Genomic DNA, 13,054 nt, shown 5'->3' with positions numbered 1-13,054 from the left:
ACTTAAGCTCATGTAGAAAAGAGGGATGAGATTGGATAATCTAGTACAGATTACGTTAAACGCAGATCAAGAAAAATATAATATCGACGGGGATGCCAGCATTACTTTTATCGATGCAACTTCTTACTACATAGGCAAAATTATTACCCGTAAACATGGTTGGATTACTCTGGAGTCTGTTGATCAAGATGGTAATCGCGGTGGCGTCGTCTTTATCAAAGAAGATCAAGTTGCCAAGATCGAAGATAATACGCCAACTTTGCACTATTATGCGTTAGCTAACATTCATGATCCGTTCCATATGAAACAATTGAATGCAAAAGTGCTTAATTGGGACTTTACCAATATTTATGATCTTTTACTGAATGCGGCCGATTCTCAGCTATTTATCACGTTTGAAACCAAGACAGGGATTAATTATACTGGCCTGATCACGCAGCTGGATAAAGACGAAATACGCATCCTTGAAAAGAATGAACAGACACTAGAACAATACGCTACTGTCATCCCATTAACTGATATTGTCTGTGTCGACATTAACAGCATAGATAATCGCCTGTTTATCCATTATTTGAAGCAACATAAAGATTATGGCAATGATCTAGAACTGGCAGAAATTTATTTTGATTATACTTTTGATGACCAATTTGGCAGTTTTGCAATTGGCAGAATCGTTAAGTATGATGATGAAAATATGATTCTTGAAAGCTTGAATGATTTGGGTCAAGTCGAATCCATCGCAGTAATTGCACGTAATCACATCGCCCATTTAACTGAGAAATCCGAGAGACTTAATTACTTTAACTACCTAGTTAATTGGCAAAAAGAAAATGGCAGTTTTGATCCGGATCATTTGGAGCATTCTGTTAATCTGCAGGGGGAGATTAGGTCAATACCTGAAGTAATTGAAGAATGGCCAGAAGACAAAATAATCAAGGTTAGCGATTCAATTTATCATTATCCTGACCGTTTGGGACTCATTTCATCTTATAACGATGATGGCTTTGATTTGAAAATTGCAACTGAATACGCTGTAGGTGATGTCAGTGATCATGATTATGAGGACGTGATCAGCGTTGATTTGGCCGGCTCAGAGATGATTAGAATGCAAAAATTCCTCGATAATCGTGGGTAAATAAGTTGGCAGTGAATAAAAGTTTTTTATATAATTAAACAAACGAAAGGAAGATGTTCTATGGGATTAACATTTGACAACCCTAACAATTTACAAAAGATGCTTGATCGCTTTGCGACAGTTCCAGATCCAAAGAAGACACCAAAGCACAAGGATCCAGAAGAATTGCTTAATAAAGATTCAAAAGACAAAAAGAAGAAAAAAGATAAGTAAATTAAAAGCAGGTTGCAAACGCAATCTGCTTTTTCTCTAGGAGTAAGAAATATGAAAAAACATTCGGCAGTAATTTGTATCAGTAGGGCAGATTTATTTTCATCCTTATCACCTGATGCCCTAAAGAAAATTGCAGCAATTTCAACCCATCAGGAGTATTTCCCGAGAAATACTATTATTCGTCAACCAGGTGATGGCAAAGAAGGCATGATCTTCATGGATGAGGGGAGTGCCAAGATCTATAGTTTGAATGAGGACGGCAAAGAAACAGTGCTAGGCGTGATTAATAAGGGTGATTATGCTGGGCAACAGAGTCTTTTTAAAGAACCAAATCATGAAAATTATATTCAAGCATTGCAAGATACTTATGTCTGCTCAATTAATCGCGATGACTTTCAGAATCTACTTAAAAAGACGCCGGATTTAGTAATTAGTTTGCTTAATAATTTTGGCGAAAAACTGGTTGCGGCAGAAACAAATTCAATTCGAAGAAATTCGATGAATGCCAAAGATCGTTTGATGGACTATTTAGTTGAACAGAGTCAAAAGCTGGGAACGGTAAGGTTTACTCTACCTTTGAAAAAGAAAGATCTGGCGAGTTATTTAGGAACTAGTCCTGAGACCTTGAGTAGACAATTGAAGTTGCTAGAAAAAGAAGGCAGGATAAAAGTTAATCGCCGGGAAATTACTATTGTCGAAAATTAGTAACTCATCATATTTGTAAAAATATAATACATTATTGCCAGGGCAGTATTTATGAAGGCAAAGAGTCCAATAATGCTGAGCTGCATCTTTTTAGTAATTACTAAGTAGGCAATAAATTCACGAATAAAGGCGTTTAAAGTGAAGTACCACTTAGTTTTGGCACCATAGCCGATACACTTTAAGCCTTGACGTTTAGCCAAAACGAGCGCTCTGTAGACGTGATATGAATTAGTGACGATACAAAGCGTGCTGTTAGGAGCCATCAGTTGATGTGAAAACTTGATGTTCTGATTAGTTGTCATGGATCTGTCTTCAATGATGATGTCAGACTTGGGTACGCCATGTTCTTCTGCATAGGCAGCCATAGCGTGGCTTTCAGGAATTTCTTCATCGGGGCCTTGGCCACCAGACATAATTAGTTTAGAGCCTGGATTCTTGTGGTAAATTTCAATTCCACGATCGATACGACTAGCTAGTAACGGTGTAACCTTTTTACCAATTAAACCAGCACCTAAAACGATCGAAAATTGGGTAAACAAAGATCAATAAAATGATGGCGACACCCATGCCTAAGGATAAGAAATTAGTCCATCTAGTGCCTTCTTTGATCAAAATTTTGATGCCGTTATAGAGAAAGATAGCGATTAAAAGAAATACGAAGGCAAAGATGAATAGGGCAATACCTATGGCTACTAAGAGTAAGAATCCAGAAATTAATTGATGCTGTTCGGGGTGCTCAGTGTCGACAGCGATTAGAAAATCGACAGCTAGAAGAGCCAGAAACATCAAAGTGGAGGTTAGTGTTAAACCGGCCCACATTGAACGGCGCTCATGTGTTAATACAAAGATGAAAATTCCGAGATTGATGAGGAAGATGGCTAATAGCCAATAGAAAAGAGACAACATTTTAATAAACTCCTTTAATTGTTAATTTGATTATACGGAGTTCACGGAATATCTAAAAGAAAAAGTAAAAATAAAAACGCATTCTCAAGGGATGCGTTTTTAGATATTTTATGCTGCTTCACCAGCAATTTTAGTCTTGTTTAAAAGAAGAGAGCTGGTCACAACTGATACGGAACTGAAGGCCATTGCTAAACCTGCAAGTTCAGGACTCAAGGTCAAACCTAAGCCCATGAAGAGGCCGGCGGCAATAGGGATGCCAATAGTGTTGTAAATAAGAGCCCAGAACAAGTTTAATTTGATTCTGTTGAAAGTCTTCTTAGAAATGTCCAAAGCTCTTACAACGCCCATTAAATCGTTCTGAACGAGGACGATACCACCGGATTCAATAGCGACATCTGTACCAGAACCCATCGCAATACCAACATCAGCAGTAGACAAGGCAGGAGCATCATTGATACCGTCACCTACGAAGGCAACCTTTCTACCTTCATCTTGCAACTTCTTAATTTCAGCAGCCTTTTCAGTTGGCAAAACGCCAGCGATAACTTGATCAATGCCAACTTCCTTACCGATAGCGTTAGCTACGTTAGGGTTATCACCAGTAAGCATGATAGTCTTTAAACCACGCTTCTTAAGCTCGGCAATAGCAGCCTTTGAACTTGGCTTAGGAACATCTTGAATAGCAATTAAACCGATGATTTCTTGACCTAAACCAACATAAACAACAGTCTTAGCTTCTTTTTGTAGTTTAATTGCTTGATCTTTCATTTCCTGGGAAATGGAAATATCTTCAAGCAATCTGTCGCTACCTACGAAAGCAGTTTGACCATCATAACTAGCTCTAACTCCCTTACCTTCGATTGCAGCAAACTTTTTAACTTGAGCTAAAGCAATTTTGTCTTCCTTAGCTTTCTTAACTACAGCTGTCGCAAGTGGGTGTTCAGAGTTTTCTTCCAAACTTGCGGCAATAGTCAAAACCTTGTTTTGATCACCAACAACATCGGTTACTTGAGGCTTACCAACGGTAATAGTACCGGTCTTGTCAAAGACAACAGTATCAAGGTCGCTAACTTCTTCAAGAACTTCACCGTTTTTGATTAAAACGCCCATCTTAGCGCTACGTGCAGTACCAACCATCAATGCAGTAGGAGTGGCAAGTCCAAGGGCACAAGGACAGGCAATAACTACAACAGAAACTGCAAATAGCAATGCAGTAACTAATGGAGCGTTCAAGAATACGTACCAAATAACGAATGTAATAATCGCAATAATTAAAACAGCAGGTACGAAGATGTTGGAGATTTTATCAGTCAAGTTTTGGATAGGGGCGTGACTAGTTTGCGCCTTCTTAACTAAATCGACGATTTGTGAAAGCATCGTGTCGCTACCAACTTTGGTTGCTTTAAAATTAAATGTACCGTTAATGTTGATAGTTGAACCTACAACGTCATCGCCTTTTTTCTTAGTTACTGGCATACTTTCACCGGTAACCATTGATTCATCAATAGTAGTTGAACCGTCGACGATAACACCATCAACTGGAACCTTTTCACCAGGCTTAACGCGGATAATATCGCCAACCTTAACTTGATCAAGTGGCACCTTAACGAATTCACCGTTACGTTCAACTTCGGCATCCTTAGCTTGCAAGTCAATCAACTTAGCTAAAGCGTTAGATGCGTTATTGTGCATCTGCTCTTCCATAGCGTCGCCCAAAAGAACGAAGACCGTTACAAATGCGGCACTTTCAAAGTAAACTTCATGTCCGGTGAACATAGCGAAGATACTGTAGAAATAGGCAACAGCAGTACCAACAGCAACCAGCGTATTCATATTAGCGCTATGATGCTTGAAAGCGGCCCAGGCACTACTCCAGTATGGAGCGGCTGAAATAGCCATAATAATCGTTGTCGTTATAAATGCGATCCAATTGTAGCCAGGCATCATCCAATGGAATGGCATGGCAAACATTTGGATAAGCATTGGAATTGATAAGATAAATGAAATCCAAAACCGTTTAATGTTTGAAAGTTTCATTACTTAACGACGACCTTCCCATGGAACATGTCCATTCCGCAAGCGTAGTTGTAAGTACCTGGTTTGTCGGTTGGAACATCAATAGTAACTTCTTTTTTACCGTCTAATTTTTCGTCAAAGTTTAAGTCCTTTGAAACGACTTCGTTCATACATCCCATATTGTCTGAAGAAATAAACTTCAATTGAGCAGGCTTGCCTTGCTTGAAAGTAACAATATCAGGCTTGTAACCATGATTTTTTGCGTTTACGACAACTTTTTTAGTTTGATTCTTTGAAAAAATACTCATTATTTAACAACAACCTTTCCATGAAACATATCCATACCACAAGCAAAGTTATAAGTGCCTTTCTTGTCAGTGGGAATATCAATAGTAGTAATTTTTTGCTTAGTTAAATCCTTATCAACACCAAGTTGTTCAAAAACAACGTGAGACAAACATGCTGTTGAATCATTCATATCGAAGTTTACTTTGGCAGGTACGCCTTGCTTAAGCACAACGGTTGAAGGGGAGTAGCCACCTTTAACGACGATGTTTGCTTCTTGCGTACCTTGGTCAACTGTGGCTGTGCCGACGGCTTCTTGGTGTTTACCGAAGAACCACCAAAGAATGAAGCCGATCAGCAAGATAGCCACGATCAAAGTGATAATTTGTGAAATACCCATATCTTTTCCTCCTAGCAGACGTGCTCTTTATCTGGCAAACAGTTGCAAGGAACCATGTCAGGGGCACTTTTTTCTTTTTCAGAAATTACTTGCTGCATTTTTGCTAAATCACTTTTTGAAATAGGAGAATCGGTTAACAGCTGCAAGAGAACTTCACCTTTATGCATATCACACATGCGGTCTAGCAGCTCTTGTGCGGCTTCTGTCATCACCTGCGTTTGATTAACCTTAGCTGTATAAACGAAGTGTCTACCTTCTTTTTTAGTGCTCAGCAGGTTCTTTTTAACCAAACGTCGCAATAAAGTTTTAATTGTCGATTCGGACCAATCTTTTTTGGCTTGCAGCTCTTCAATGATCTTGGTTGAGCTGACAGGCTCAAGGGTCCAAATGATACGCATGGCTTCCCACTCGCTGTTGGAAATCGTGCTTTCTTTTTCTTGAAGTTTAACCATTTCTTTCCCCCCTCTATCGTTTACAAATGTAATTATACAGCCAAAATCTACATTTGTAAACACTGAAACTATAAAAAAAGAAAGACGTGTGTCTTTCTTAAGATTATTAGCCTAAATAAACGTTCTTAAAGTCATATGGTACACCGGTCGGATTAAAGGATACATTCTTAACATCAGTTTTAAGAAGTTGAGGGTGGGCTACTTGAACTAATGGAATGGTACCTTGATCTTTCATTAAGATCTTTTCAGCGGCTACTAATCTGCTCCAACGTTTAACAGGATTATTACCGTAGACATTTTCAGATTGATCTAACAATTTGTTAAATTGATTGTTGTTCCAACCGTTGTTAAGGTAGCTTGATCCTTTTTGGAAAACATCTAAGAAGTTGATTGGATCGCCGAAAACAGCTTGCCAATTCTTTAAGGTGATTTCGTAGTTTCCTGCAGTTTGACGAGAAATCAATTGAGTAAATGGAATACTTTGCACTGAAATATTGACGTTAGGCAAACGATCTAATTGGCTTTGTAAGAATTCGGCAGTTTGCTTTGAAGTATCGTCATCACTAGCTAATAAGGTGACATTGATAGACTTGGTTCCAGTTTCTTTATAGCCTTGTTTCAATAATGATTTTGCCTTCTGTAAGTCATAACTTACATCGCTCTTTACGTAGGCATCATCTTCAAACTGAGCGCCAGTTTTTGGATTGGTACCCATGCCTGATGGAACAAAGCCCTTAGCTGGAATAGAACCGTCTTTCAAAATGTTGTTAGCCAATTGCTGACGGTTGATTGCATATGAGAATGCTTGTCTAATTTTCAAATTCTTAAATGCCTTAACCTTGTTTTGGTTTAATTCAAGACGGCGAATAGCTGAAGAAAGTCTAGCGTGATAGCCGGACTTATTCTTGTTGGAAGCTACTTGTTGACCGGTTAAGCCTGTTTCGTCAGCTTTTCCGGCTTGGAAAAGGTTGTAGCTAGTGGTAGTTGATTCACTAACTTGTTCGTTAACTTTACTTAATTTAACGTCTTTTGTATCCCAGTAATTCTTATTTTTGACTAAAGTCCAAGTCTTATTATTGCCGGTCCATTTAGTTAAAATGAAGGGACCAGAAGAAACGGTGTACTTAGCTTGTGTGCCGTAAAGTTTGCCGTACTTTTGAACTACTTTTTGGTTTTGTGGGAAGAATAGTGGCCAAGCAAGTAAATTCTTGAAGTAACTGAGTGGGCGAGTGAGCTCTATACGCAAATGATATTTAGAAGGTGCGGTTACCCCAAGAGTAGATGGCTGCTTCTTGCCACTGTTGATTGCTTGAGCATTCTTAATTTGGTAGAGGTAGAAAGCCATTTGCGATTTGGTAGCTGGGTTGACAGTTCTTTGGTAAGAATAAACGAAATCTTTAGCAGTAAGAGGATCGCCGTTTGACCACTTAGAATTTTTACGTAAAACGAAATCATAAACTCTGCCGCCTTTAGAGATCTTAACAGATTTGGCTAAAGATAGTTTAGGCTTGTTGTTTTTATCTAAACGGTAAAGGCCATCACCAGTGTTTAATAGGGCTTGAAAACTAGTAGTGTCAGTAGCTAAAGATGGATCCTGAGTTGATAACTGGGTGGTTTCTGACCAATTTAAAACTTGCTTTTTCTTTTGTGAAGCTGATTGATTACCACAAGCTGCAAGAGCTAATGCTGAAACGATAATTGTACCTGTTGCTAAAATCTTCTTTGATATTTTCATTGCTAAACTCCTTTACGATAGACGAAAATTAAGCAATGAAAAAGAAAAAACGCCTTACTAGATCATGTCGATCTAATAGGGCGTTTATCACGCGGTACCACCTATTCTTTATGGAAGTTCCACCTCGGTTCATGTACAGCCCAAAAGGCGATACACTACCGCGATAGAGGGCGGACCCTGAATCTGCTAAATATCGCAGGTTCATGCTCGAAGGCCATTTTCAAAAATAAAAACAGACATTTCTTCTCACCAAACTAGAAACTCTCTGTAGAAAGTTTTATTTTTTACTTTCCTTGTCATTGCTTAATTTGCTTTTAATGTTGCTATCATAATATAGTCTAGGAAATAATTTGTCAACAAAAAATTTAAAAAAGGCAAAATAAAAGAGACCCATACGGATCTCTTTTGTTTTATAAATTAGTAACCAGGAAGAAGATGATGAATACCACGAATAAGATGTACATCATCGGAGTAACTTCCTTAGCACGCTTAGAAGCGATCATAGTGATAGGGTAAGCGATCAATCCTAAAGCCAAACCATCTGAAATACTGTAAGTTAATGGCATCCCTACAACTGTCAAAAATGCTGGGAAAGCAATTTCGAACTTGTCCCAATCGATCTTTCTCAAGTTGCTTGCCATCAAGACACCAACAATGATCAAAGCCGGAGCTGTTACGGCAGTAGGAATAACGGAAAGAAGTGGACTGAAGATCATACTGATGATAAAGAAAATACCAACAAAGATCGCAGTTAAACCAGTTCTACCGCCCATTGCGATACCGGCACTAGATTCTACTGAAGTACCAAGTGGAGCAGTACCAAAGACAGCACCTTCAACCATGGCAGTTGAGTCAGCTAAAAAGGCACGACCGATTCGTGGAATCTTACCATCTTTATCAACCATACCGGCTTGTTCAGTCATACCGATCAAAGTACCAGCAGTATCAAAGAAAGTAACAAGTAAGAAGGTCAAAACAACCATCCAAAGTTGTGCGGTATTAATATCCTTCAAGTGGAAAACAGCTTGACCAAATGTTGGTGCAATACCTGGTGCACCTGAAACAATAGCATGTGGCAATGGAATTTGACCGATGATCATACCAAAGATAGCAGTAACAATCATACCGATAAAGATTGAACCAGGTACGTTTAAACACATTAAGACAACGGTTAAAACTAAACCGAATAAAGTAATCCAAACAGCAGGATTGCTGAATTTACCTAATGTAACTAAAGTTGAGTCACTGTTGACGATTAATTGACCATTTTTCAAACCGATAAAGGCAATGAATAAACCAATACCAGCTGAAATGGCATATTTCATATCTTGTGGAATTGCATTAACCACCATTTCACGTAATTTGAAAACAGTGATTAAGATGAACAAGATTGAAGCAACAAGTACAGCAGCTAAAGCTGTTTCCCAGGAAATATGCATTCCGACACATACGTTGTATGCAAAGAAGGCACCACTACCCAAGGTTGGGGCTAACGCAATAGGATAATTAGCAATAAAACCCATCAAGAAACAACCAATTGCAGTTGCTACTGCGGTAACAGTAAAGGCTGCACCTTTTGGAATACCAGCTGCGTGCAAAATGTTAGGGTTAACAAATAGGATGTAGGAGAGACTAACAAACGTAGTTAATGCAGCGATTAACTCGCGCTTAACAGTGGTATGAGCATCCTGTAAATGAAAGACTTTATCTAATGTCTGCATTTTTCCTCCAAAACAAATGAAAAAAGGACCCAGTTACCCACCAACTATGGGTAAAAGATGTCCTTTAAACGATTTGTGACGTCTAATACCTATAGTCCTGAATTTATGGTTCAGGGTAGACACTGTCGACCTTATCTCGACGATATATAGATATATTGATTGTTAAGTATTCTAGCAGAAATCTAGTAGATAAGCAAATTGGGGTTGGGAGGAGATGTATTATAGTTATTTCCTGAGAAATAAAAAACAAGTAGCTGTTAACTACTTGTTTTTGAAAGAGGTATTTTACTAGTGAAATTAGCTAGACATTTAAAACAATGTAATAGATAACGAATACTACAAATAGAATCCACATCATTGGCGTAATCTCTTTGAAACGCTTGGCTGCGATCATTGAAATTGGGTAAACGATAATTCCCCAACCTAAACCGTCTGAGATAGAGTATGTAAGAGGCATTCCGATGGCAATAAGGAAACATGGAATGGCGATTTCGAGGTTGGTCCAATGTACGTTAGCCAAGTTTTCGGCCATCAGTACACCAACAATGATTAAGGCAGGAGCAGTTACTTGAGTGGTAAAGACACTTAAGATTGGACTAAAGATTGTAGAAATGAGGAAGAAGATACCTACCCAAACTGCGGTTAAACCGGTTCTACCACCAACGGCAATACCAGAACTTGATTCCACAAATGCACCAACTGGTGAAGTACCAAGAACTGAACCAACAAGCATACCAGATGAGTCGGCAGCTAAAGCTTCACCGGCACGTGGCATCTTGTTGTCTTTCATCAAACCAGCTTGTTGAACCAAACCGATCAAGGTACCAGTGGTATCGAAGAAGGTAACAAGCAAGAAGGTGAAGACAACTACCCACATTTGAACGGTGTTGATGTCACCGATATGGAAGATTGCTTGACCAAAGGTTGGGGCGATACTTGGAACAGATGAAACGATACCTTTAGGCATTGGAATTTGACCAATAACGACACCGAAGACAGCAGATATAATCATACCGATGAAGATGGCACCCGGTACACGGGCAATCATCAAGAAGATAGTAATGAATAAACCGAAAATAGTGATCCAAACAGTTGGATTGTTAAGGCTACCGATAGTAACCAAAGTTGAGTCACTGTTTTGAATTAACTTACCACCTTGAAGACCGATGAAGGCGATGAATAAACCGATACCGGCAGAAATAGCATATTTAATGTCTGCCGGTATCGCATCAATAATCATCTCACGAACTTTAAAGACAGTTAGTAAAATGAAAAGAATTGATGCAACAAAAACGGCAGCTAAAGCTGTTTGCCATTTAACGTGCATGCCAAGACAAACTGTGTAAGTGAAGAATGCGTTCAAACCTAACGTTGGAGCTGAAGCGATTGGATAGTTGGCAACAAGTCCCATCACGATACAGGTGAATGCTGCAGATAATGCAGTAACGGTGAACAATGCACCTTTATCCATACCACTAGCGCCCAAAACGTTTGGGTTAACGAAAAGAATGTATGACATACTTACGAAAGTAGTCAAACCGGCTAAAAGCTCGGTCTTAAAGGAGGTATTGTTCTCCTTTAAATGAAAGAAATTACTGATTGCGTTCATTTAGTCCTCCGAAATTTGTATAAAGTGAACATTCACTTAAAATTATACAGTTAACGTTAATAATTTCAATAGGAAAAGAGTAAAATATTTGCTTTTTGAAGTTTTTTCAGGAAAATTTAGCTTATTCTTGACTCTGACGTAGCGTAAACCCGTATATTTAAGTTGTGAGGTGAGAAAGTAATGTCAGAATATACAATCGGAGATTTAGCAAAGAAGTTGAACATAACCACTAGAACCATTCGCTATTATGATCAAAAAGGTTTGGTAAAACCTAGCAGAGTAAGTGAAAGTGGCTATCGCTTATATTCTGCTAAGCAGGTAAAGCAATTAAAACTGATTATCTTTTTAAAAGAATTAGGCTTTTCATTAAAAGATATTCAAAAAATATTAGAGGATAAAAATGGTGATAAGTTGATCGATCTTTTGCTTGAAGATCAGCTAAAAAGAAATAAAGCAGAAACACAAAAACTGGAAGAACAAAATAAGAAAATTGTTCAACTTCAAAAAGTTTTAAGCAAACCAAATAATATTGCGGAAGTTACTGACATTACGAAGATTATGAATAATGAAACTAGATATAAAGAAGTAACACGGTCAGTGTGGAAGCTGTCAGCGGTAGAAATCGCTGTTGAATTAATGGGGATGGCATTTATCGCATACTTTATCATCAATAAAATGAACACTGCAGTCTATATTTCGGTGACTGTTTTAGTAGCAATTTTAATTGCAATGTCAGTTGTGCTACTTAAAATTTACTATCAAAAAGTGGCATATATTTGTCCTAATTGCGATTACAAATTTGTTCCAGAACTAAAGACGTTTATGTTTGCGGCACACACGCCACATACTAGAAGATTGCGCTGTCCAAACTGCCATAAAAAATCATATTGTTTAGAAACTGTCCGTTAATATTTCCTAGGCAATAAAGGCCGATACGAATAATGTATCGACCTGTTTTAGTTAAATTTATCTGCAATAATGTAAAATATAATTTACATTTGTAAAAATATGTATTATAATGTGATCAAATTTGAAAGGGAATGATAAAAATGGATACACTAAATATAATTATCTTTGTATTTTTCTTGGCATTGGGCTACATGTTAGTAACCTATAGAAAGAATCGAAAAAGCGAGAAGTATGATGAACGTCAAGCGGTAATTCGTGGTCGAGGCTACAAGTATGCCTTTATTGCAATAGCAGTTAGTGATTTTCTGTTATTATTTCTTGTAGATAATCTTAACGTGAAAATAACACCAGTCTTTTTGTTATTGGCTCCGCTTTTGATTGGATGTATGGTGTTTACTGGATATACGATTTTCAAAGGTGCGTATATTGCCATGCACGAAAAGAACTTACTATTGAGTTCCATAACTTTCATTTTATTGGGAGTATGCGAATTGGTTTTTGGTATTCTAGGTCTTATCGAAAATGCTGCTAAATGGGATCATAACGTATTATTGCTATTATTTGGTTTGTTTTTACTCCTGGTTGGTGTTAACTATGTATATCAGCTCTACATTAGTAAGGTGAGAAAATGAAAAATTTAAAAATGAAGGCGGCTCGTGCAGGTAAAGACCTGTCGCAACAGGAGTTAGCCGACATAGTAAATGTTTCTAGGCAAACAATTTCAGCAATTGAAAAAGGGGATTATAATCCGACGGTAAATCTGTGTATCCGAATTTGTGAAGCACTTGATAAGACATTAGATGATTTGTTTTGGCCAAAGTAAAAGCAGAATTCCACGTGGATTCTGCTTTTTTTGTGCTATCTTTAAAAATTAGCTAAAAATAAAAAATATTGAAAATGTTAGTACTATAAATTAATATGTTATTAACATATATTTAATATAAAAAGTAGCTGCAATTACTTTGGAG

Annotated in this window: 13 protein-coding genes, 1 pseudogene, 1 riboswitch and 1 other annotated feature; of the genes and pseudogenes, 6 read left to right on the top strand and 8 right to left on the bottom strand. The window is 37.9% G+C overall.

Annotated elements, in window-relative coordinates; all coding sequences use genetic code 11:
• Positions 1-31: 31 nt before the first annotated feature.
• From JCM1039_RS01050 to JCM1039_RS01040, 3 genes are read left to right on the top strand one after another with little or no spacing between them, the layout of a single operon-like run.
• The gene (locus JCM1039_RS01050) at positions 32-1,135 is read left to right on the top strand and encodes a hypothetical protein (protein ID WP_025014291.1); all 1,104 of its coding nucleotides are present in this window, start codon (positions 32-34) and stop codon (positions 1,133-1,135) included.
• 60 nt (positions 1,136-1,195) lie between these two features.
• Complete coding sequence (locus JCM1039_RS12360) at positions 1,196-1,348, top strand: SPJ_0845 family protein (RefSeq protein ID WP_013438808.1); 153 nt, start codon at positions 1,196-1,198, stop codon at positions 1,346-1,348.
• A 51-nt stretch (positions 1,349-1,399) separates the two neighbouring features.
• On the top strand, positions 1,400-2,053 hold the full coding sequence (locus JCM1039_RS01040) for a Crp/Fnr family transcriptional regulator (RefSeq protein ID WP_025014290.1): 654 nt from the start codon (positions 1,400-1,402) through the stop codon (positions 2,051-2,053).
• Here the strand turns inward: JCM1039_RS01040 and JCM1039_RS10160 are convergent.
• The 8 genes and pseudogenes from JCM1039_RS10160 to JCM1039_RS01000 form a co-directional block, all read right to left on the bottom strand.
• Positions 2,050-2,959: pseudogene (locus tag JCM1039_RS10160) on the bottom strand (YdcF family protein). The gene JCM1039_RS01040 and the pseudogene JCM1039_RS10160 overlap by 4 nt on opposite strands.
• A 108-nt stretch (positions 2,960-3,067) precedes the next feature.
• Positions 3,068-4,996 (bottom strand): copper-translocating P-type ATPase, encoded by a 1,929-nt coding sequence (locus tag JCM1039_RS01030; RefSeq protein WP_025014289.1) that lies wholly within the window; start codon positions 4,994-4,996, stop codon positions 3,068-3,070.
• Positions 4,996-5,283: a cupredoxin domain-containing protein gene (locus JCM1039_RS01025; RefSeq protein WP_025014288.1), complete on the bottom strand. Its 288-nt coding sequence runs from the start codon at positions 5,281-5,283 to the stop codon at positions 4,996-4,998. Before JCM1039_RS01025 ends, JCM1039_RS01030 begins: the two co-directional genes overlap by 1 nt.
• Positions 5,283-5,660 carry a cupredoxin domain-containing protein gene (locus tag JCM1039_RS01020; RefSeq protein ID WP_025014287.1) on the bottom strand — a complete coding sequence of 126 codons (378 nt, stop codon included), beginning with the start codon at positions 5,658-5,660 and terminating at the stop codon, positions 5,283-5,285. Before JCM1039_RS01020 ends, JCM1039_RS01025 begins: the two co-directional genes overlap by 1 nt.
• Positions 5,661-5,671: 11 nt before the next feature.
• Positions 5,672-6,112 carry a CopY/TcrY family copper transport repressor gene (locus JCM1039_RS01015; RefSeq protein ID WP_025014286.1) on the bottom strand — a complete coding sequence of 147 codons (441 nt, stop codon included), beginning with the start codon at positions 6,110-6,112 and terminating at the stop codon, positions 5,672-5,674.
• A gap of 106 nt (positions 6,113-6,218) precedes the next feature.
• Positions 6,219-7,847: a peptide ABC transporter substrate-binding protein gene (locus JCM1039_RS01010; protein WP_025014285.1), complete on the bottom strand. Its 1,629-nt coding sequence runs from the start codon at positions 7,845-7,847 to the stop codon at positions 6,219-6,221.
• A gap of 73 nt (positions 7,848-7,920) precedes the next feature.
• Positions 7,921-8,156: a binding site (T-box leader), on the bottom strand.
• 101 nt (positions 8,157-8,257) lie between these two features.
• Positions 8,258-9,568 (bottom strand): NCS2 family permease, encoded by a 1,311-nt coding sequence (locus tag JCM1039_RS01005; RefSeq protein WP_025014284.1) that lies wholly within the window; start codon positions 9,566-9,568, stop codon positions 8,258-8,260.
• 72 nt (positions 9,569-9,640) lie between these two features.
• Positions 9,641-9,738: riboswitch (purine riboswitch) on the bottom strand.
• 131 nt (positions 9,739-9,869) lie between these two features.
• Complete coding sequence (locus tag JCM1039_RS01000; protein WP_025014283.1) at positions 9,870-11,177, bottom strand: NCS2 family permease; 1,308 nt, start codon at positions 11,175-11,177, stop codon at positions 9,870-9,872.
• Positions 11,178-11,357: 180 nt separating this feature from the next.
• On the opposite strand from JCM1039_RS01000, the gene JCM1039_RS00995 reads away from it, so the two are divergent.
• From JCM1039_RS00995 to JCM1039_RS00985, 3 genes are all read left to right on the top strand, one after another.
• Positions 11,358-12,086: a MerR family transcriptional regulator gene (locus JCM1039_RS00995; protein WP_025014282.1), complete on the top strand. Its 729-nt coding sequence runs from the start codon at positions 11,358-11,360 to the stop codon at positions 12,084-12,086.
• A gap of 140 nt (positions 12,087-12,226) precedes the next feature.
• Positions 12,227-12,718, top strand: coding sequence for a hypothetical protein (locus JCM1039_RS00990; RefSeq protein ID WP_025014281.1), 492 nt, complete (start codon positions 12,227-12,229; stop codon positions 12,716-12,718).
• Positions 12,715-12,909, top strand: coding sequence for a helix-turn-helix transcriptional regulator (locus JCM1039_RS00985; RefSeq protein ID WP_025014280.1), 195 nt, complete (start codon positions 12,715-12,717; stop codon positions 12,907-12,909). Before JCM1039_RS00990 ends, JCM1039_RS00985 begins: the two co-directional genes overlap by 4 nt.
• Positions 12,910-13,054: the final 145 nt, after the last annotated feature.

It is taken from the genome of Lactobacillus kitasatonis DSM 16761 = JCM 1039 (assembly GCF_000615285.1).
Lineage (GTDB): Bacteria > Bacillota > Bacilli > Lactobacillales > Lactobacillaceae > Lactobacillus > Lactobacillus kitasatonis.
Note: the sequence above shows the minus strand (reverse complement) of the source record. Positions and strands in the feature narration are given on the sequence as shown.